The following is a 21,245-nucleotide window of genomic DNA, read 5'->3' on the forward strand; positions in this document are numbered from 1 at the left end:
TTCACCATTAAGATGAGCGCCCAACAGATCCGGAAGCCTTTATTTATCCACGGATTTTGGGCTTTATCAACATTTCTGATTGGCTCAACCCTATATAGGCAAATCAAGTTTCAGGTACCCCAAAACCTTAAAGCAAGATTTAACTGCGGATTAGTTCATTGAGGAGGAGGGGAATGTCGGATCCGATAGCTAATGCAAGAGTAAACAACTGAGCTTTTTCAGATAATTAATTCAGAGAGAAAATAGATGATTTGATTATTTAACTTAAACGAAGATACAGCTTGATTTTAAGAGTTTTAAAAAAAAGTGGGCGAAACTGTTGCCAGCTCCGCCCACTTTCCAAGTAATTAGATTCCTACAGGTTATTTCCTGTCATTGTCTCTTCTGTCACCCTTAGGATTCAGTTTATCAATTTCTACATCGGTTTTACGCTCTGTGCCTCGAATGGTCTCTTGGTGTTGTTCCACATCCTTGCTTAGTTTCACTTCTTCAACCACACGTGCTTCCTTGTTAACCAAAGGTACTTCAGCATGCTCGGTCATGGTTGTTTCACTGCCTTTAAAGTTCGCCATGTCTTTTTCGCTGGCCGGTCTGTTTACCGGTTTGCGCTCCACGTGCACGTGCTCTTCACGCAGTCTCAGTTTCTCCTCTACCGGGCGCTCAATTATGCGGCTTCTCATGCGCAGTCCGCCAGTCTCTACTTCACGCTTGCCTACTTCCATGTGCTCTTCCACAATCGGAATAGAGTTACTAGAGTTCGTCCATTTGCCCTTGTCTGAGCCGGCCATATTACGTCTTTCTGCAGAGCGCTTGTCCACGTCAATGGCACCGCACTTATCCAGAACTTCTGCTGCCTTTTTTGCCTGGTCTTTAGAATCGGTATGCACCGTTACAATTGAGCCATGCTGCGATGCCTCGTAATACTTGCTGGACTCATTACGGTCATCAAACAACGAGTTAAAGAAATCATTGTCTTTTTTATTCTCAGGAGTGCCTGCCGTTGTATTAGTCGGGCCTCCCATGTTTGGATTCGATGGGTTTGGCTGTCCGGTACGGGCAGTATCTGATTTATCCTTAGCGCCTCTTACGGCAATATCTATTTTGTTATTAGGAATTCCACTCTTCTCTAATTCCTGTGCTGCCATCTGGGCATCTACTCCATAATCGAAAATTCCTATTACTGTCTGATTCATAGTCTGTATAGTTTTGGTTTATGTAAAAAATCATACATGATTGTCATGCAGATATTGGGTATTAATTATATATTATTCTCTGTTCTGTTAATGTGTACTTCTTCTTTTTTTAAAGTCACTTTTTCCTGCCAGTTCTCTTCCTGCTTCTTTTTAACAATGTGCAGTTCTTCCACCAACACCAGTTGTTTTTGTATAATGATTTCCTCCTTTATAACAGGAATGATCATTGTATCGCCTTCGTAACGCACTTCAGGAACCTTATCAATCGAAATGTTTTTTGCAACCCTGTTCACTTCAACCTCCTCATGTATCACAGGCACATCCACGGTTACTTCCTCTTCGTGCACCTCTTTAGCGATATGTACCTTTGCTTTTTCTACTACTTTGGTTGTAGCATGAATGGTCTCTTCTATGACAGGTATCGTTTGTTCCGATTTCTCCTGTTTATCGGCGGAGTTAATGTGTTGGCTCTGCTGCAATTTCTCTTCGAATTCATTTTTTTGCACTTTATTATTATCGTGTTTCATTTTCATAGCTTATGTGCAACATGAGATAGGGCATTTACAAGACTTGTTCTCCGCATTCCTACTAATTTTTACGGGCATTTTGCTAAGAGAGTTAGAAAGTGATGCAAACCATTACTATGATTAATGCCATTTAAATTGCTTTATTTGGCAACCCTAACCTCAGCACTGGTGAATGGCCTTTATTTTCTAGAGAAGAAAGGCATTAAGCGGCATTAGAATTAATTCTGTAATTTAGCGCGCTACCGCGTTTCTGGTTACTGTAGGCATAGACTGGGACTTAGGTGCCTCTTTCTCTTTCTGAAATAGCACTGATTTCTCCCAGTTCTCAAACCTGACAAATGTATTCTGTAATTTTTCGTTAGACGTATGGATGGTACCCGTGGCGTTCAGATAAATATTCCTTTTCTTTTTGCTACCTGCCAGCCGCGCAAAGAATGCCCTGAATACCTCGCCAACACCGAGGCTCATTGGCACCTTGACTACACTTGTGCCCATTGGGATGTCATAAGCCCTGTTAACAGTGCCTGATAAATCCAGGAGATTCTCCACACACCCGCTGTAAGTGATATCCCATATCCGTAAAGCTTCGGTATTTGCGTTTTGCACCTGCACAAGCCCGTTTACCAGCACACCTTTGGTTAAGCTAAAGCCACGCAGCTTAACCTTTTTCAATTCTGTAACAGGTATTTTTGGCGTAGGAATGTGGAATTCATTCGCAAACGATACTTCCTGTTCTGCCAGGTCGGCTATACGGTACACCAGCGTAATGTCCTCCACTAAATGGATGCTGTCCTGCTCCTGGTGGTGTTGTAAATGATCGCGCCACAGACCATAGTCGACTGCCAGGGTTACCCAAGCCGAGGCGGAACCTTCAGCCGGGAGTGTTTTGTCAACTCGATCCTGAATGATGGCAAAAGTATCCTGCCCGTGGCTTAACTGTAACCCGAGTTTGTTTACCTGAATGTCAACCGGCAGTGGATTCTTTACCTGTATGTGAAGTTTCACCCAGGCTGTGTCGTAATGGATCGTTACATCGAGGGAGTCGATGCTTGTGATCCTGGGCATCATACTGCTGCCCCCCATTCCTTTTGCCAACTCCAGTTCCCCCTCAAATTCCAGGTCCACGTTAGTGGGGCCGAGCATTTTGTTTTCGCTAAGGAGTGTGGCAGTTGCCTGAAGGTGGTACTTCCAATCCTTGTTGCCCGATATCGCGCGGCGCATCAGGCTATTCAGGTCATCGGCTGAGAGGTGTATCGGGATCTCTACTTCAGCATTCGCGCCTTTAACAGTAATTGGCTCCGTTGTTTCGCCTGTCAAAGTGATGCCTTTGCTAAGCTGCAGGGTATACGCAAGGTTGCTAACCTTTAGATCAGGCAAATTGGAGCTGTTCACTTTCAGCTTTAGGCCCAACGATGCGCCTTTGGCCGGGTCAAGCTCCTTCACTTCCAAACCGGCGACCTTTACGCCAGCCTGCCCGGGCACGGGCACCTGTACCTGCCGCTGCAGGGTTATTTTCTGTTTTTTTGACTGGGGCAAATTATAGAGCAGGTTCAGTTCCATATCCAGGGGTACCTTTTCCTGACCCTGCACATTCCGCATGAACTGCTGGTAGGCGCGTTCGTTTACAAGCAACTGTAAATTAAGTTTCTGGTCTCCTTCTTTGGGCAATACCTTTTCAATGTTCTCTTTGCCTTGTGCGATCAGTTTGCCCTGGTGGCGAATAAAGTAGGCCACACTGTCGATGTAAAACGGGAGGGGAGCGGGGTTGTGTACTACAATGGTTGCTTCGAGCCTTGTTTGCTTTTCATCAGAGTTGATTTGCAGGCGCCTGACCTGTTTTACCGAAGGCATATAGGCTTTCCCGGAGCCTACCTTGTCCAGGTTGAGTACCCCTTCTTTCGCAACGACAAGCATAAAAGAGTCAAACAAGGGGTTGTCACTCTGTATCTGCGCCTGCACGCTGGCATCGTAGCTCCACGACTTATCCCCTGAGAGCAGCTTCTTAACGAGGGCCACGGCATCTGCTGTTCGCAGTTGCAAGGGAATCTCCAGTAGCTTGTCACCTTTCTGAAGCTGGAAAGTGGTATCTACCGTGCCGGAGATAGCCATAGAATCTCCCAGGTCAAGGTTATACTGAAACTGCTTTACCGCCAGTCCGGGAAGGTTGCGGTTTGTTGCCTTTATTTTTAGCAACAGCGAATAGCCTTCCTCCACACTAAAGCTACGCACCCGCACATCCTGCAAAGCCAGGGCGGGAGCCTTTGCTACGGGCACGGTTAACGCTCTGTTCAGGGTGATGTTCTGCTGGCTCAAAAGCGGAAGGTCAAAAAAAACATCCATGGCAACAGACAGGTTTATACTATCCTTTCCCTGCTGGGTTTGCAGATGCTTTTTATACTTTTCAAAGTATAACAGTAAGCCGAAGTTTAGTACCTGGCTGCCTAAAGCAGGAAGCGTGCTCACATCTTCCATTTGGCCTTTTCCCAGCGTGTCGCCTTCGTTGGTGATGGTATAGTACACGCTATCGATGTAAATGGGTAGCGGAATCCTGTTGTGTACCTTTATCCCAGCTTTGATTTGAGCCGTGTCCTGTGCCAGTTCCAGTTTGAGGTATTCCACACCCGCTACTTTGGGGTAGTATTTTTTAGTAATGATAAAATAGGCGGCCCCAATCGCCAGCAACAGCAGCCCTGCCGCGAAAATAAGCCAACCTGTTTTCTTCTTAGTCATAGCGTAGTTTTAATGCATAGTCGTTTTAGCAAAATTATATTTCGGTGTGTACGTTCATTTGGCCTGTGCCTGACCCCATTTGATCAGGGCTGCTTCATTTTCTGATTCACCAGGCTGAGAATTTTGGCATCCAGCCAGTTCTGAAACGCTGACAGTTCCGCTGGGCCGCCTTCCTGGTGCTTGATGCGCTTCACCTCTTTGCCGTGCTCGTAAAATGTGAGGTACGTACTTGGCGTATCCGACCATTTAGAAAGGTAGGAGCTGGCAAGGGCAGTATAGTTTAAGCTGGTGATTTTTGATTTTAGCTCCTGCAGCTCCTGCTTGTTCAGGTATACTTCCAGCGTATCTTTTACAGGTACATTTTCCCACCCAACATACACAACGCTGCCATCCTGCCTGATGGTGGCCTCATATGCAGGGCAGGTTCCGTAACAGGGCGTTTTCTGGAAGAGCAGGAGGGGGAGTGCATCTGCTGCGAGCATGTTACTTTGCATCTTGCCGGCAGCACAACCCAGCAGCAACAGCAACATTAACGGCAGGCTCATTTTTAGGCCCGGTTGGATTATTATGTTCAGCCATTCTCTCAAGAACATGTTTATCTAGAATTGCCCTTCAGCTGTTTGAACTTCCCGTTTTCAAATACATACCCCTGTGGGGCGCAGCTGGTGCAGGCGGCGTAATCTACATCGGGGTGGGGGGGATTAAGTATAAACAGGCGGCTGTCGGCGCTAAACTTAGCCCCGGTTTTGCTCTGCAGCTTATCCAGTATTTTACCGTTCTCACGGTTCACCACATAGTGCATCTGGCAAAGGGTACCACATTCCACAGAAACCACCGTATATTTTCCGGCAAAGTTTACGCCCCCTTTCATGCCCTTTTGCAGGGCCGTGCGGTAAGTGCGCGCATCCTGATGGCTGTTCTCATCCAAAGGAGCCAGGCGGCCCCGGTACATATTGCCTACCTCATAATCTCCACTGCGCTCGTAATCCTCCAGGGTAATCTGGTAGCGCTGGTACAATTCCGGATTCTCACGGTTAGTGATCGGCATTTCAACCGAGTCCCTGGCCAGCTGCTTTTCCAGTTTTGGGTGCGTAGCGGCGATGGACTCATCCTTTTCACGGTCGGGCTGGCAGCTTAGGAGCGCCAGGGGCAACAGCAGCAGAATTGGTCTTAAAAACAGGTGCTTCATAGTTTTATGCATGTTTCCCTATATACGGGTTATGGGAAAGTATAGTCATAAAAAAAGCCTTTCCTGGTTAGGAAAGGCTTTTTAACAGGTAGCAAATGCTTATTTTTTTGCTTTCGGTTTTTGCTGTTTTTTATCCTGGGCCTGGCGCATGGCTTCCTGCATACGCTCTGTAAAGGTGGGCCCTCCGGTTTTCTTCTTCTCTTTTATCTTCAGCTTGTTACTCTCCAGCTTTGCTCGCACCTTGCCTTCATCCACAAATTTGCGGATGGCTGCCTGCTGGCCGAACGTGACAATGTTGGACATAAAGTAGTAAAAGGAAAGACCCGCCGGGAACGAGTTCAGCACGAACATGAAAATAACAGGCATCAGGTAGCTGTAATATTTCATCGGCCCCTGCATGGTGTTCACCTGGTTATTCGACCAGGTATAAAGTATGGTCGAAGCCGTCATCAACAACGTGAACATACTCACATGGTTGCCATAGAAAGGGATGGTGAACGGCAGCTTGGCAAACACATCGTAAGTAGAAAGGTCCGTCGCCCACAGGAACGCTTCCTGCCGCAGCTCGATGGAGTTCGGGAAGAAGTTGAACATGGCAAAGAGGATCGGGATCTGCAGCACCATCGGAATACAGCCGCTCATCGGGTTTACGCCCATTTCCTGGTACAGCTTCATGGTTTCCATCTGCGTTTTCTGCATGTCGCCCTCGTTGCGCTCCTTTATCGCGTCAATCTCAGGCTTCAGCACCTTCATCTTCGCCATCGACACATACGACTTGTAGGTTAGCGGGAAGAGGATGGTTTTGATGTACAGCACCAGCAGCATGATGATGATACCGTAACTGGCAATGTAGTTCTCCAGGAAATCGAAGGCCGGGATGATCAGCCACTTGTTCACATAAGAGAAAATGCCCCAGCCCAGATCTAGGTTGCGGTCAAAATCATCTCCAATGTGCTTCAGTATCTTATAATCGTTGGGGCCGAAGTAAAACATGAACTCGCCTTTACCGGCTAGCACATCCTGCGTCGGGATAAGGATCTGGGAGGAAAAGGATTTTACCACAGTGGAATCTGCCAGGTCAACAGACGACTCCAGCTTGGCACCGGCAAACTGGTTGCCCGCGATGATACCCGCCGTAAAGAAGTTTTGCTTGTTAGCCACCCACTTCAGCGGCTCCTCCACAGTTACGGTTTCTGTTTTATCAGAAATAGACATCTTCTCGTAGCCATCCTCAACCGTGGCATAGTTGATGGTGGACTTGGCGCGGTTTTGTTTCAGGTCACGCTCCAGCTGCTTTAGCTTATCGTTCCAGGTAAAGGTGATCGTGTTGCCACTCACTTCCTTGTCCAGGCCCTCGAAGTCAAGCTGATACCCCATCATGAAATTCTCATCATACAGGGTATACACTTGCTCAATGTACTGCCCCTGGCCCAAGCTGGCCCTGAATGAGATCGTTTTGCCTGCCTTGCCATCGGCCGCAACATCGCGCACCTCCGAAGGAGTGAAGAAAAGGTCAGACAATTGCACTGTTTTGCCATCTCTGGTTGTAAACGTCACATCTGTACGGCTACTTTCACGGTCGAACAACACCAGCGGCTCGCCCTGGTAGGTTTTATAATTCTTTAACAGTACTTCCTGAACCTGTCCGCCCTTTGAGCTGAAAGAAACGCGCATGTTCTGATTCTCTACGGTGGTAGTGCTGGCCTCTCCGGTTGCGGCAGCGCCAAAAGCGCCCAGAGCAGTTGCTCTGCGAACCTGTGCCACCGAGTCGTCTTCCACAACAGCGGGGGCAACCTGAACTTGCTCTACCTTAGCTTTTTCCTGTATTGCCAGTGTTTGATCAGGCTGTTCCTTACCCGCAAAGAAGAACGAGTAAACCAGTAACAGTACGGCAATCAATCCAAAGCCAATTGCTTGATTTCTATCCATTTACTAAAATTTGAATTGGTTTAATATGCTTATTTAGATTTTTTGTAGTTAATCGCCGCTTTGACAAATTTTACAAACAGCGGGTGAGGGGTCAGCACGGTGCTTTTCAACTCCGGATGGTATTGCGCGGCCACAAACCACGGGTGGTTCTGCAGTTCGATGATCTCTACCAGCCCTGTGTCCGGATTGATGCCGGTTGCGTGCATGCCTGCTTCCTCGAAAGCAGCTAAGTACTTGTTGTTGAACTCATAACGGTGCCTGTGGCGCTCTGTGATCTTAGACTTCCCGTAAATAGAATAAGCCTTAGAACCCTTTTTAAGTTCACAAGTATAGGCACCTAATCGCATAGTTCCACCCATTTGCTTGATTTGTTTTTGATCTTCCATCATATCAATGATCGGGTAGGGGGTGTCGGCATCCATTTCGGTGGAGGCAGCGCCCTCTAAACCAAGCACATTGCGGGCAAACTCCACTGCGGCACACTGCATGCCCAGGCAAATGCCCATAAACGGAATATTGTTCTCGCGCACAAACCGGATGGCCTCCAGCTTGCCCTTGAATCCACGCTCTCCAAAGCCGGGTGCAACCAGCACGCCGTCCATGTCCTGCAGCGTTTGCGCCACATTCTCGTCCGTGATGTTCTCTGACTGAAACCACCGGATGTTTACCTTGCACTCGTTGGCAGCACCTGCGTGAATAAACGACTCCACAATGGATTTGTAGGCGTCGGGCAGTTCCACGTACTTACCCACCAAGGCAATGTTCACCTCAGAGGTAGGGTTCTTCAGTTTCCCTAAAAAATCCTTCCAGCTGTTCAGGTTAGGCTCCTCCCGGTGTGGCAGTTTCAATTTATTGATCACGCGCTCATCCAGCTTCTCCTTGCGCATCAGCAAGGGCACATCGTAAATGGTCACCGCGTCTAACGACTCTATAACCGAGTTTATCTTTACGTTACAGAACAATGCGATTTTCTTGCGCAGATCGGCCGGTATCGGGTACTCCGAGCGGCAAACCAGGATATCCGGCTGCACGCCAGCCTCCGATAGGTCGCGAACGGAGTGCTGCGTCGGCTTGGTTTTTAACTCGCCGGCTGCCTTTAAGTATGGCACCAGCGTTAAATGGATCACGCAGGTTTCGTTCACGCCGAGCTCCCAGCGCAGCTGGCGAACGGCTTCAATAAAAGGGAGCGACTCAATGTCACCCACACAGCCCCCGATCTCCGTTATCACAATGTCGAACTCCCCCGACTCGCCAAGCAGCAGCATGCGCCGCTTTATCTCATCGGTTATGTGCGGTATCACCTGCACAGTTTTGCCCAGGTAGGCACCCGCGCGCTCCTGCATGATCACATGGTTGTAAATGCGGCCCGTGGTCACGTTGTTGGCCTGGGAGGTAGGCGTGTTTAAAAAACGTTCGTAGTGGCCCAGGTCGAGGTCTGTTTCTGCGCCGTCCTCGGTTACAAAGCACTCGCCGTGTTCGTAGGGGTTCAGGGTACCCGGGTCGATATTGATGTAGGGGTCAAATTTCTGAATAGTTACAGAGAACCCTCTTGCCTGCAGCAACTTAGCAAGAGATGCGGAGATGATTCCTTTACCGAGGGAGGACGTTACGCCGCCTGTAACAAATATATATTTAGTAGCCATAAGTTTGGGTTGAGCTTATGGGCTACAAAGGTACTGTAATTATTTAACTTTCCTGAAAACAATGCATTTGTTGTTCCAGTTTGTCGGGGTTTAGCAGGAGCAGGCCATAAAATAAAACCGCCCCAACCAAAATGGCTGGGGCGGTTTTTAAGGTTTAAAGCAAGTATAAAAACTTAGCTCTTCGGATTCAGAATGTTATCGATGCGCACCAGTGCATCCTGCAGGTGATAGCGCGTCATGGTATCCTTCGCTTTCGGGAGCGAGGTTTTGATCTGGCTTTGCAATGCGATCAGCTCACCACGCACCACCGGCCGAATATCCGACTGCGATACATCCACCTGGGTGCCGCCTCTGCCTGAACGGCCGGATGCACTGGCATTTTTCTCCTGATCCGTCATCAGGAAGGCCATGCGCTCCAGGTAGCCACGCTGCAGGTTCCTGCGGTAAGTGTCTATCGAGCGGCCGGCACTCACCTCAGACCAGATACCGCCACGCAGATCAGACATCATCTCGATAAGGGTATAGGTTTTTGTGCCCGCTGTCGCCTGCGCTTCGATCAGGCGCGCCATGCGGCCCGCATCCAGCACGTTGTTCAGGATGTTCACCTGTGCGTTGCGCAAACGCTCAACCGTTCCAGCCGATTCGATCTTGTGCAGGATATTGTCATCAAGCATCCAGGTAGGCGTAGTGAAACCCTGCTCGTTCAGGAACTGAACCGCACGCTTCTGCTTCTCTTTCGGCACATAAGAATACACATCGCCTTTCTGGTCGTATGTTTTATAGTTCTCGTACACGCCGCCGATATTTGCCGTTACATGACCCATGTAGCGATTCCACTGGCCTAACACCTGGCCATACATTTCCTGCAGGTCATCGTAATCCTTGTTGTCCTCCTTAGTCCACTCGATCAGGTTAGGCATCACGCGCTTCAGGTTGGCAATACCATAGGTGCTTGCCAGCATGGCATCGTCTCCTAAGTCCTCTGTCTGCGACGATGGATCGATCGGGTTGCCTTGCTGGCGGCCAAAGCGGTACATCGGGTCGTTTTCATGGGTCCGTATCCAGCTGGCTAACTTGGCGACGTTGTCGTGGCCATTCTTCTCCGGAAAGTAAGTATAGCCCCATTTTACGGCATGCTTGTCATACACGCCTATGCCTGGCATCAGTGCCACGCCTTTGTCTCCGGGCTGCGCCACGTAGTTAAAGCGGGCATAGTCCATGATGGAAGGGGCAGTGCCCATGGTTTTCGTGAACTCCGCGTTACGCAGTTTCTCTACCGGGTAAGCAGCGCTGGAACCCATGTTGTGAGGCAAGCCAAGGGTGTGGCCCACTTCATGCGAGGATACGAATCGGATCAGTTCGCCCATTACCTCATCTTTGAACTGAATGCCACGGGCATCCGGGTTCACAGCGGCTGTCTGGATAAAGTACCAGTTGTGCAATAGGTTCATCACGTTGTGGTACCAGCCGATGTGGCTTTCCAGGATCTCGCCGGAGCGTGGGTCGTGTACGTTGGGTCCGTAGGCGTTTTGCGTTTCAGAAGAGAAGTACCGGATAACGGAGTACCGGGCATCTTCGGTGCTGAACTCAGGGTCTTCCTCAAAGGAAGGCGGGTCTTTGGCCACGATGGCATTTTTGAAACCAGCGGCCTCAAATGCTTTGTTCCAGTCTTCCACACCTTGCTTTAGATAAGGGCGCCACTTCATAGGCGTAGCTGGGTCTATGTAATACACAATTTGCTTTTTCGGCTCTACCAGTTCGCCGCGGGCGTAGGCAGCCTCATCTTTGGGCTCCAGCCTCCAGCGAACAATGTAGCTGCGCTTGGCGGCGCGCTGTTCATCTGTGCCATAGTCCGTTTGGTTGATGGTAAAGAAACCCACCCGCTGATCGAATGTTCTTCGGGGCATCGGTTTCTTGGGCAGGAGCAGCATAGAGTGGTTCAGCTCCAGGGTAATGGTGCCCGTGCTGGAGTTAGCAGGCGCATCAGTTGCCTCATAGGTCATCAGCGAACGTGCTTCCAGGTTCAGCGGGAAACTCTTGATGCCTTCGATGAAGGTTCTTTTATCGTCGAGGCGCTTTACTTTATACTGCTCGCGTCTTCGTTTGTCAAGCCCCAGCGAGGCTACGTCCTTCGAGAATAGGTCGGTTACCTCCACCACTTGCGTTCCCGGGCCAAAGGCTTTAATATCGAAGGCCTGGATAACGGGGGCCAGGTTAGAGTTCTGAACAGAGTTATAGATCTCCAGGGTGTCGGCAGCTACATTCTCATAAGAGATCACGCGCAGCAGGATGTTGTTCCCTTTCCTTTCCCAGCGAAGCATTTGCGTGTTCAGCTCCTCGCCGCCATACCCGATGTTGCTGGCAGTTTTGGCGATACGGCTCACCATCAGCATGTCACGGTTCAGGAGCGTGTCCGGAATCTCGTAATAATACTTCTCATCAATTTTGTGAACCTTGAAAAGACCGTCATCCGTTATGGCGCGGGCTGTGATCACATCGCTGTAAGGCTTAGGCTTGCCATCGTCCTTTTTGGCAGGCGGTGTGGCGGCCACTTCCTGCTTGGCGTTTTTCTTTTTCTTGCTCTTCTGGGCAAATGCCGGGGGTGCGATAGTCGCACCAGCCAACAGCAAAGCCATGAAAGGGGCAAAACGTAGTTTTTTACTCATAATAAGGTAGTAGGTGATTTAGGTTAGATGGAATAATTAGTTTTTGTTAAATATAAGCATGAATGTGACAACATCAAGATGTGCTGCAGCTTTTGTTAAGACTATGAAAAAAGGCGATGGTTTAACCGGGTTCAGGATTTACCAGATTTTATGCTGATAATGATATCTACTAAGATGAGAAAGTAGAACAGTAGAGCTTGTCTTTAAAGGGCCATTTTATTGATAACAAAACCTACCCAAAAGACCTCACAGTGTCTTTCAGACCTGTGAGAGTCTGTGCCAGTAACCATTGCTTAGAAGCAACCAGTAAAACACCCCCTGGTTAGCACATCCTCCCTAAGTATAATCCAGCTCAAAGTTCCAGGGTCAGTTGATAGCCTTCCTGCAGCCTGTCGTGCTGGTAGAGCAGACTGCTGGCCGAAACACCTAACAGGCGCACCGGGTGGAGGGGGAGTTGGGGGCTGCGCAACAGGTCGCGGGCAATCGTGTAGAGGGCATCGGCATTGCTGAACTCACTTAAAAAGGTCTTGCTGCGCGTGTTCTGGGTAAAGTCGGAGTACTTTATCTTCAGGGTGATGGTTTTAGCGGTGGCCTTTAAGCGCTCCATGTCCTGGGCTACCTCCAGGCAAAGCCTGTCGAGTTGCAGCAGCATGTCATGTTCCTCCACCAGGTCTACATCGAAGGTGCGCTCCGAGCCGATGGATTTACGGATGCGGTGCGGCTGCACCTCCCTGAAATCCTGGGCGCGGGAAATACGGTAATAGTAGCTGCCAACTTTGCCAAAGATCCGCACCAGGGCCTCCTCACTGTGTTGCCGAAGATCTGCCCCGGTCAGGATGCCCATTCCCTGCATTTTAGCGGCTGTCACTTTCCCGATGCCATGGAACTTCTCAATGGCAAGGCTGGCGACCAAAGCTTCCGCCTTATCCGGGGTGATCAGGGTCAGACCATTGGGCTTGTTCATGTCCGAGGCGATCTTGGCCAGGAACTTGTTAAACGACACGCCAGCCGATGCCGTAAGTCCGGTTTCCTCAAAGATGCGTTTCCTGATCTCCTGCGCGATAAGCGTGGCGGAAGGCATGCCGATCTTGTTTTGGGTCACATCCAGGTAGGCCTCATCCAGCGACAGGGGTTCCACCAGATCCGTATACGACTGAAAGATCTCCCGAATTTGCCTCGACACGGCGCTGTACACCTCAAAGCGGGCCTTTACAAAGATCAGGTGCGGACACCGCTGCGAAGCAATTTTAGAAGCCAGGGCGGAATGCACGCCATACTTTCGGGCTTCGTAGCTGGCTGCGGCCACCACCCCTCTTGCCCTGGATCCGCCAACAGCCACAGGCTTTCCGCGCAGCTCTGGGTTGTCGCGCTGCTCCACCGACGCAAAGAAGGCGTCCATGTCCACGTGGATGATTTTTCGGATGGGAAGGGTCAAGATGGAATTGTTTCTTGTAGCTTAACTACAAAGCACAAAGATACAAAGCTGTCGGTAAAGTGATGCACTTTCTGGTTTATAAAGAACCTTCAAAATCTGAGATCAGGTAGCAAAGTATAAAGTGGAAACTTTTGATGTAACCGGTCTCCTGATTTAAAACAATCATGCGTGTTTCCTTTTCAGGCGGTAGGGCAGGTACTGGTTTCGAAAAAAAACGTTAACTTTGCCCTAATGAAACACCTGGTGGCCTTTTGGGGAATACTGATCTTTGCTTTAGCCTGCATCCCCTGCACGGACAATAGCCTGGTATTAGCACAGGGCAGCCCCACTACGGTTCAGGTCAATGATCTACACTCAAACGAGTATCCGGGCACTGACCTTTGTACGCCCCTTTGCGATTGTAACTGTTGCGGCAACATGACCGTGGCGGTACCAGCTTCACGAAAAGCCGACCTGGTTTTTTGGCAGCTAAGCAAGCAGGTCAACGTGTATCAACAGACACCTTTTATTACCCCGTCTTTCCCCTTCTGGCATCCGCCAAAAGCATAAGCTCTGTTCTTCAGGTATTCTATACTTTCTGCATTTCAGCTTGAGATGCAGAAATGTGCGCGCATACAGCTTTGTATGCCATTTCTGAATTTTAAAAGCAAAGCAGTGTTAGATAGAATTATTTATTTTTCCATACATAACAAGCTCATTATCGGCCTGTTCACGCTGGCGCTTGTTATCTGGGGCGGCTACTCGCTCACGCAGCTGCCCATCGATGCCGTACCCGACATTACCAACAACCAGGTGCAGGTCATCACTTCCAGCCCCTCGCTGGCAGCACAGGAGGTGGAGCGGCTCATCAGTTTTCCGGTGGAGCAAACCATGGCTACCATCCCCGATGTGGAGGAGATTCGCTCCTTCTCCCGCTTTGGGCTCTCTGTCGTCACCATTGTTTTTGGCGATAAAGTGGACGAGTACTGGGCCCGCCAGCAGGTGAACGAGCGCCTGGGCGAGGCCAAGCAGCGCATCCCGTTAGGCGTTGGGTCTCCCGAACTGGGCCCCCTCACCACGGGGCTGGGCGAGATTTACCAGTACGTGCTTACCACTGCACCCGGCTACGAACACAAGTACACCGCGGTGGAGCTGCGCACTATCCAGGACTGGATGGTGAAGCGCCAGCTGCTGGGTACACCGGGCGTGGCCGATGTGAGCAGCTTCGGGGGCAAGGTGAAACAATACGAGGTGGCCATCGACCCGGCGCGCCTGCAAAGCATGCGCGTGAGTGTGGCCGAGATCGTAACGGCACTGGAGCAGAACAACCAGAACGCTGGCGGCGCTTACATCGATAAAAACCCGAACGCCTACTTTATCCGGACCGAGGGCCTGCTGGGCGGTCTGGAAGACATTGGCAAGGTGGTGGTGCGCACCGGCGAAAACGGCATGCCCATCCTTATCCGGGATGTGGCCAAGGTGCAATTCGGACATGCCGTGCGCTACGGCGCCCTCACCCGCAACACCGATGGCGAGAAAGTGGGCGGTATCGTGATGATGCTCAAAGGGGCCAATTCCTCCAAAGTGATCTCGGCGGTAAAGGACCGGATGGCGCAGATAGAAAAAAGCCTGCCCGAGGGGGTGATCGTGGACCCCTTCCTGGACCGCACCAAGCTGGTGGACAAGGCCATCGGCACTGTGACCAAGAACCTGGCGGAGGGGGCGCTGATCGTTATCTTCGTGCTGGTGCTGCTGTTGGGCAACCTGCGCGCCGGCCTGGTGGTGGCCTCGGTCATACCGCTGGCCATGCTGTTTGCCGTTTCCATGATGAACTTCTTCGGCGTGTCGGGTAACCTGATGAGCCTGGGTGCCATCGATTTCGGACTCATCGTGGATGGGGCCGTGATCATTGTGGAGGCCACCATGCACCACCTGGGGTTGCGTCGCAGTGGCCAACTGACGCAGGAAGAAATGAACCAGGAAGTATATGAGTCGGCACGTAAGATTCGTTCTGCCGCCGCTTTCGGCGAGATCATCATCCTGATCGTTTACCTGCCCATACTTGCTTTGGTAGGTACTGAAGGAAGAATGTTCGGGCCCATGGCCCAGGTGGTTTCCTTCGCTATTCTGGGGGCCTTCATCCTCTCGCTTACCTACGTGCCCATGGTGAGCGCCCTGTTCCTGAGCAAAAAGATAAACCACAAGAAAACTGTTTCGGATAAGATCATGGGCTTCTTTCAGCGGCTCTACGATCCGGTGATCCGCTTTGCCCTGCGCCGGAAACTGGCGGTGGTGGCAACGTCCTTCATGCTTTTTGCCGTTAGTGTGCTGCTGTTTCTGAACATGGGGGGCGAGTTTATACCTACCCTGGAGGAGGGCGACTTTGCCGTGGAGACACGCGTGATGACCGGGAGCTCGGTAAGCCACACCATCGAGATGACGCAGAAAGCCTCTAAAATCATAATCGACAGCTTCCCGGAAGTAAAGGAGGTGGTGGCCAAGATCGGCTCTGGCGAGATTCCCACAGACCCCATGCCCATTGAGGCTGCCGACCTTATGATCATCCTCAAAGACCGGGACGAATGGGTGTCGGCCGCAAACCGCGAGGAACTGGCCTCCAAAATGAAGGAGTCCCTGGAGGTGCTCCCCGGCGTGACGTTCGGCTTTCAGCAGCCCATCCAGATGCGCTTTAACGAGCTGATGACCGGCGCGCGGCAGGACGTGGTGCTGAAAGTGTACGGTGAAGACCTGGATGAGCTCTCCCGCTACGCCGCCCGCATCGGCAAATTAGCACAAACCGTGGAGGGGGCACAAGACGTGTATGTGGAGGAGGTGACGGGACTACCGCAGATCGTGGTTACCTACAACCGGGAGCAGCTCGCCAAGTTCGGCCTGAGCGTAGATGCGGTGAACCAGGTGATCCAGACAGGTTTTGCCGGCCAGAGCGCAGGAGTGGTGTATGAGGGGGAACGCCGGTTCAACCTGGTTGTGCGCCTGAATGCCGAGAACAGGGAAAACATGGAGGACATGCGCCGTCTTTTTGTGACTTCCGCCAAAGGAGAAATGATACCGATAGGCCAGGTGGCTGATATCCGGCTTAAAACAGGCCCGAACCAGATACAGCGCGACGACGCGAAGCGGCGCATCATGGTGGGCTTTAACGTGCGCGGCCGCGATGTAGAAAGCATCGTGGCGGAGATCAGGCAGAAAATTGACGCGCAGGTTGACTTTGCGCCGGGATATTTCGTGACTTACGGTGGCCAGTTCGAGAACCTGCAGGAGGCTCAAAAGCGCCTTTCCATTGCGGTGCCGTTAGCTTTGCTGCTCATCTTTGTGCTGCTCTTCTTTACCTTCGGTTCCATCAAGTATGGCCTGCTCATTTTCACGGCCATTCCGCTCTCCGCCATCGGCGGGGTGCTGGCCCTTTCCCTGCGCGACATGCCGTTCAGTATATCAGCTGGGGTGGGCTTTATCGCTCTGTTTGGGGTGGCGGTGCTCAACGGCATCGTGCTGGTGAGTGAGTTCAACAGCCTCAAAAAGGAAGGACTGACGGACCTGCGGGAGATCGTGCTGCGCGGTACCCGGATTCGCCTACGCCCCGTGATCATGACCGCCACGGTGGCATCGCTTGGCTTTTTGCCCATGGCCCTCTCGCAGGGCGCCGGGGCGGAAGTACAGCGGCCCCTGGCCACAGTGGTAATTGGCGGACTGGTAACGGCAACGCTCCTCACATTAGTCGTGCTACCTGTGCTGTATATCATTGTAGAAGGCTATGCAGCTCGGAACAAGCAAAAACCTGCAGGTAAACAGAACGCTTCGGTGCAAACAGTACTGTTGCTTATTTGTGCAACTACCATGTTTTTTTCCTCGGCACAGCCGGCACAGTCGCAACAGCCGGAAAAGGTTTTTTCACTGCCGGAGGCAGTGGACAGGGCTTTAAAGCAGAACCCTATGGTTGAAGCCGCCCGGCTGGATGTGAAAAAAAACCGTGCCCTGACAGGCGCCTCTGCCTGGAACATCGATAAAACGCAGGTACAGTATTCCACGGGCAAGCTGCATACGGGAGAATACGATAAGGAGGTAACTGTATCCCAGACGCTTGCTTTCCCGGTAGTATACAGCAAACAGGCGAAGGTAGCCGATGCGCAGGTAGTGCTAAGCAGTTTGCAACTGAGCCAGCGGGAGAAGGAATTGGTGCGGGATGTGCGGATGAATTATTACGGCCTGGTGTACACCTTGTCGCGGTTAAAGCTGCTTGCCTACCAGGATAGCCTTTACACCGCTTTTCTGCGGGCCGCGACGGTAAAGTTAAGAACCGGGGAAACGAACCTGCTGGAGAAAGTGACCGCGGAGTCACAGGTTTTTGAAGTGCGCAACAGCGTTTTTCAGGCAACAGCCGACAGGGCAGTGTTTCAAAGAAGGCTGCAGGCGCTGCTGGCCACCGACAGCCTTATCGCGCCAGCCGACTCAGTGCTGAGCCGCCTGCCCTTGCCTGCGCTTTCGGAACAACTTTTAGGGCAGAACCCGCAGCTGCGGCTGGCGGAGCAGCAAGTAGCGGTGCAGCAGGCCGAGACTGAACTGGAGAAAGCCAGGCTGCTGCCTGACCTGAAGCTAGGTTACACAAATCGAGCCATCGGAGGAGGGCAGGGCTTGCCGGGTGCGGCGGAGTTTGAGCCAGAGCAGGAAATACAGTTTGGCGTGGCGGTGCCGCTCTGGGCAAAACCACAGAAAAGCAGGATCGCGGCGGCAAAACTACAGGAGCAGGTGGAAACGCAAAACCTGCGACAAACCCGAAATGCGCTGGAAGCCGACCTGGAGGCTGCCTACCAGGAGTCAGTGAAGCTAGAGGGCAGCTTAAATTACTATGAGCGTACTGCCCTGCCGCAGGCAAATCTCATTGTTAGCCAGGCAACGAAAGCCTATCGAGCCGGGGAGATCAACTACCAGGATTACAACCTGAGTCTGACCCGTGCCCTTACCATCCGTGCAAACTACCTGGAGGCGCTTTTTGCCTACGATAAGGCTGTCATTGAATTCCATTACATCATTGAAAAACAACCCTGAAACAATTACGACTGAATACATCCGACATGAAAAGGATCCTATATAAACACATTATTTACCTGCTTGGCATTGTCTTAACAGTTGCCTTTGTGCCGGGATGCGGCACCGATGTAGAACAGGTGCAGGAAGAGGCACTGGAAGAAAGCGATCCCGGCCAGGTGGTGCTGACAGCGGCGCAATATCAGATGGCGGGCATCGCGCTTGGCAAACCGGCTATGCGTAGCCTGGGCAACGTACTGCACGTGACAGGCCAGCTGGACCTACCCCCACAGAACATGGCTTCTGTCAGCGCGCCGCTGGGCGGGTTTGTGAAAAGCACCGAGCTGCTCGAAGGCATGCACGTGAAGAAAGGGCAACTGATCGCGAATATTGAAAACCCCGATTTCGTGCGCCTGCAGCAGGAATACCTGGAGGCGAAAAGTCGCCTTAGCTACCTGGAGCTGGATTACAAGCGCCAGCAGGAACTGTCAGAAGAGCAGGTGACATCAGCGAAAGCATTTCAGCAAACCGCAGCAGACTACAGCGTGGTGAAGGCGCAGGTGGAGGCGCTGGCAGAGCGTCTTCGCATCATTGGCATGAATCCGAATACACTCCGCAACGGCAGGATCAGTCGCATTCTGCCCCTTTACGCTCCAATAGATGGCTTCGTAACATACATCAACGCGAACATCGGCCAGTACGTGAACCCTACCGATGTGCTCTTCCGGATTGCTGACACCGAGCACCTGCACGTAGAACTCACGGTATTCGAGAAAGACGTGGCGGCGCTCCGTAAAGGGCAGCTGGTGCGCTACGCTTTACCCGGCGAGGGCGAGGCACAGCATGAGGCGCGCATTTATTTGATCGGGAAAGAGATAAGTGCCGATCGCACCGTACAGGTACATGCCCACATGGAAGAAGAGGACAAAGACCTGGTTCCAGGCATGTATGTGCAGGCAATGGTACAAATGGAGGGCCAGCAAGTGCTGGCCTTGCCCGAGGCGGCGGTGGTGCAGGATGACGGCCACGATGTGATCTTCCTGTACCTGGGGGAGGAACGGGAAGGACAGCGCCTTCTGAAAAAATTTCAGGAGGTACCCGTTGAGCGCGGTGTTGCTGCAGGGGGCTATGTGCAGGTGGTGCTTCCTGAGGGTGTAGAGGCCTCTGAACCGAACTTTGTGTTGGAAGGTGCTTACGCACTGCTCTCCAAACTACGTAATGCTGAAGAGGAAGAGTAACGCCCTCACTATGCCTTGTGCCAAGGCGAAAGGCAAAAAAGCTCTGAAGATATTTATGCTGCTGGAGTGCAGACCAACCCGAACGTGGGAGAGGGGCTGCTTATAAACTGCCTTTTGCTTTCATTTGAAAAGTAGCTAATATTTTGGTTCAGGCAAAGGCAAGCGGCTTGATGTTCTGATTTACCCTGAAGAGGTTTTCGGGGTCGTACTCGTATTTAATGTGCGCCAATCTGTCGTAGTTGTCACGGTAAGTAGCCCTGATTCTTTCCTCGCCTTCTTCCATCATGAAATTAACGTAAGCCCCACCGGCGGAATAAGGGTGGAGGGCATCAAAGTAGCTTTTTGTCCAATCCGTTATTTTCTGTTTATTCCCCGGGTCAGGGTCCACGCCCACGATCACCTGAGAAAAATTAGCGTCTCTGAAACTCCAGGCTGTCGCGTCAGCGGGTACGTTGTGGGCGGCCCCATTTATCGGGTACAGGTGCATCGATGACTGTGGGGTTGGAAGCTTTTGGGCAAACTCCATGTGGCGGTCAATCGCCGCATCACTTAGCTCATTCACAAAATCTGCCCGCCAGTACCACTGGTGCCCCGTTGGGTACAAGGGATCAAACATGCTTTGCAAGGCAGGGTGCGGCAAAGGACCTACCAGATCAATAATGGGTTGTGGCTGTATAGCTCTGATCGGTTTAAAAACCTCTTCTGCTTTTTCCATCGGCCCGGTATAGCACCACACTACGCCTCCCACAAGCTTGTTATGGTGAATAACCGGGAAATGGTCTACCGGCGGCACCTGTAAAAAAGCGAAAAAGCCGTTGATGTCGTGGGGTGCGTTCGAAATGAACTGGCGGTACCATTGCATCACGGGCTTTACCTGGTCAAGTTCCCAGAGCATCGGGCCGGCGTAATCGATGTTAACAGGGTGTAGTTTGAACAAAAAGGAAGTGATGACCCCAAAGTTACCGCCTCCGCCGCGTATGGCCCAAAACAGGTCTTCGTGTTCTGCTTCGTTTACCGTTACCATGCGGCCATCCGCCAGCACCATGTCTGCTTCCAGCAGGTTGTCGATGGTCAGGCCGTACTGGCGGGTCAGGTACCCGATGCCTCCACCAAGCGTAAGCCCGCCAACGCCTGTGGTGGAAATGATCCCACTAGGTGTCGCCAGTCCGAAGGCGTGCGTGGCATGATCTACTTTGCCCCAGGTACAGCCGCCCTCCACGCGCACTGTCCGCTTTTCCTCATCTACACGCACGCCATTCAGAAGCGAGAGGTCGATCACCAGGCCATCGTTGCAGATGCCCAGCCCACCGCCATTATGGCCGCCCCCCCGAATGGCCAACAGCAGGCGCTGTTCCCTGGCTAAGTTCACAGCCTGTATCACGTCGGCCACATCTGCACACTGTACCATATAACGCGGGTGTTTGTCGATCATGGCATTGTACACCTTGCGCATATTTTCGTATGCATCATCCCCACGCTGAACAAAATTGCCCCTGAGGCCGGACTTAAATTTTTTAATGATGGCTTCTTCTATCATGATCGTATCCCTTAAGAGGTAGGATTGCACGTGTAAGATGTGTAGTGCAGAGGAAATGATGAAGAATAGCAGAACAGGTCTCCAGTTTGCAATCAATAAAAGCGTGTGCTACTTCTTCTTTGTTACGTTAAATTAT

13 protein-coding genes are annotated in these 21,245 nt (G+C 51.5%); 3 read left to right on the forward strand and 10 right to left on the reverse strand.

Going from position 1 to position 21,245, the window contains the following annotated elements; translation table 11 throughout:
* Positions 1-362: 362 nt before the first annotated feature.
* From AC4BAN_RS04820 to dinB, 9 genes are all read right to left on the reverse strand, one after another.
* A complete protein-coding gene (locus AC4BAN_RS04820) occupies positions 363-1,193 on the reverse strand; it encodes a YsnF/AvaK domain-containing protein (protein ID WP_490563242.1) in 831 nt (276 codons plus the stop codon).
* 65 nt (positions 1,194-1,258) lie between these two features.
* Positions 1,259-1,720 carry a YsnF/AvaK domain-containing protein gene (locus AC4BAN_RS04825; protein WP_490563243.1) on the reverse strand — a complete coding sequence of 154 codons (462 nt, stop codon included), beginning with the start codon at positions 1,718-1,720 and terminating at the stop codon, positions 1,259-1,261.
* Between the two features lie 231 nt (positions 1,721-1,951).
* A complete protein-coding gene (locus AC4BAN_RS04830; protein ID WP_490563244.1) occupies positions 1,952-4,450 on the reverse strand; it encodes a hypothetical protein in 2,499 nt (832 codons plus the stop codon).
* Between the two features lie 83 nt (positions 4,451-4,533).
* Complete coding sequence (locus AC4BAN_RS04835) at positions 4,534-4,995, reverse strand: DUF6438 domain-containing protein (protein WP_490563245.1); 462 nt, start codon at positions 4,993-4,995, stop codon at positions 4,534-4,536.
* A 50-nt stretch (positions 4,996-5,045) separates the two neighbouring features.
* Positions 5,046-5,639 carry a hypothetical protein gene (locus AC4BAN_RS04840; RefSeq protein WP_490563246.1) on the reverse strand — a complete coding sequence of 198 codons (594 nt, stop codon included), beginning with the start codon at positions 5,637-5,639 and terminating at the stop codon, positions 5,046-5,048.
* A 99-nt stretch (positions 5,640-5,738) separates the two neighbouring features.
* Entirely contained in the window at positions 5,739-7,568 is a 1,830-nt protein-coding gene (gene yidC, locus AC4BAN_RS04845; RefSeq protein ID WP_490563247.1) for a membrane protein insertase YidC, read from the reverse strand.
* Positions 7,569-7,597: 29 nt separating this feature from the next.
* On the reverse strand, positions 7,598-9,211 hold the full coding sequence (pyrG, locus tag AC4BAN_RS04850; RefSeq protein ID WP_490563248.1) for a CTP synthase: 1,614 nt from the start codon (positions 9,209-9,211) through the stop codon (positions 7,598-7,600).
* Between the two features lie 173 nt (positions 9,212-9,384).
* Positions 9,385-11,877, reverse strand: a complete 2,493-nt coding sequence (locus AC4BAN_RS04855) for a zinc-dependent metalloprotease (RefSeq protein ID WP_490563249.1) — start codon at positions 11,875-11,877, stop codon at positions 9,385-9,387.
* A 352-nt stretch (positions 11,878-12,229) separates the two neighbouring features.
* Positions 12,230-13,315, reverse strand: a complete 1,086-nt coding sequence (dinB, locus tag AC4BAN_RS04860) for a DNA polymerase IV (RefSeq protein ID WP_490563553.1) — start codon at positions 13,313-13,315, stop codon at positions 12,230-12,232.
* 228 nt (positions 13,316-13,543) lie between these two features.
* Between dinB and AC4BAN_RS04865 the strand changes: the two genes are divergently transcribed.
* The 3 genes from AC4BAN_RS04865 to AC4BAN_RS04875 all read left to right on the forward strand — a co-directional run bounded on the left by AC4BAN_RS04865 (position 13,544) and on the right by AC4BAN_RS04875 (position 19,572).
* Positions 13,544-13,861, forward strand: coding sequence for a hypothetical protein (locus tag AC4BAN_RS04865; protein ID WP_490563250.1), 318 nt, complete (start codon positions 13,544-13,546; stop codon positions 13,859-13,861).
* Positions 13,862-13,966: 105 nt separating this feature from the next.
* Positions 13,967-18,355 carry a CusA/CzcA family heavy metal efflux RND transporter gene (locus AC4BAN_RS04870; protein ID WP_490563251.1) on the forward strand — a complete coding sequence of 1,463 codons (4,389 nt, stop codon included), beginning with the start codon at positions 13,967-13,969 and terminating at the stop codon, positions 18,353-18,355.
* A 26-nt stretch (positions 18,356-18,381) separates the two neighbouring features.
* The gene (locus AC4BAN_RS04875; protein ID WP_490563252.1) at positions 18,382-19,572 is read left to right on the forward strand and encodes an efflux RND transporter periplasmic adaptor subunit; all 1,191 of its coding nucleotides are present in this window, start codon (positions 18,382-18,384) and stop codon (positions 19,570-19,572) included.
* A 148-nt stretch (positions 19,573-19,720) separates the two neighbouring features.
* On the opposite strand, the gene AC4BAN_RS04880 is transcribed toward AC4BAN_RS04875, so the two are convergent.
* Complete coding sequence (locus AC4BAN_RS04880; RefSeq protein ID WP_490563253.1) at positions 19,721-21,109, reverse strand: FAD-binding oxidoreductase; 1,389 nt, start codon at positions 21,107-21,109, stop codon at positions 19,721-19,723.
* Positions 21,110-21,245: the final 136 nt, after the last annotated feature.

The sequence above is a fragment of the Pontibacter sp. GD13 genome, assembly GCF_058216355.1.

Coding starts and splice junctions, on each gene's coding strand:
- AC4BAN_RS04820 (WP_490563242.1), bottom strand. CDS start 1,193: ATGAATCAGACAGTAATAGGAATTTTCGATTATGGAGTAGATGCCCAG.
- AC4BAN_RS04825 (WP_490563243.1), bottom strand. CDS start 1,720: ATGAAACACGATAATAATAAAGTGCAAAAAAATGAATTCGAAGAGAAA.
- AC4BAN_RS04830 (WP_490563244.1), bottom strand. CDS start 4,450: ATGACTAAGAAGAAAACAGGTTGGCTTATTTTCGCGGCAGGGCTGCTG.
- AC4BAN_RS04835 (WP_490563245.1), bottom strand. CDS start 4,995: ATGAGCCTGCCGTTAATGTTGCTGTTGCTGCTGGGTTGTGCTGCCGGC.
- AC4BAN_RS04840 (WP_490563246.1), bottom strand. CDS start 5,639: ATGAAGCACCTGTTTTTAAGACCAATTCTGCTGCTGTTGCCCCTGGCG.
- yidC (WP_490563247.1), bottom strand. CDS start 7,568: ATGGATAGAAATCAAGCAATTGGCTTTGGATTGATTGCCGTACTGTTA.
- pyrG (WP_490563248.1), bottom strand. CDS start 9,211: ATGGCTACTAAATATATATTTGTTACAGGCGGCGTAACGTCCTCCCTC.
- AC4BAN_RS04855 (WP_490563249.1), bottom strand. CDS start 11,877: ATGAGTAAAAAACTACGTTTTGCCCCTTTCATGGCTTTGCTGTTGGCT.
- AC4BAN_RS04865 (WP_490563250.1), top strand. CDS start 13,544: ATGAAACACCTGGTGGCCTTTTGGGGAATACTGATCTTTGCTTTAGCC.
- AC4BAN_RS04875 (WP_490563252.1), top strand. CDS start 18,382: ATGAAAAGGATCCTATATAAACACATTATTTACCTGCTTGGCATTGTC.
- AC4BAN_RS04880 (WP_490563253.1), bottom strand. CDS start 21,109: ATGATAGAAGAAGCCATCATTAAAAAATTTAAGTCCGGCCTCAGGGGC.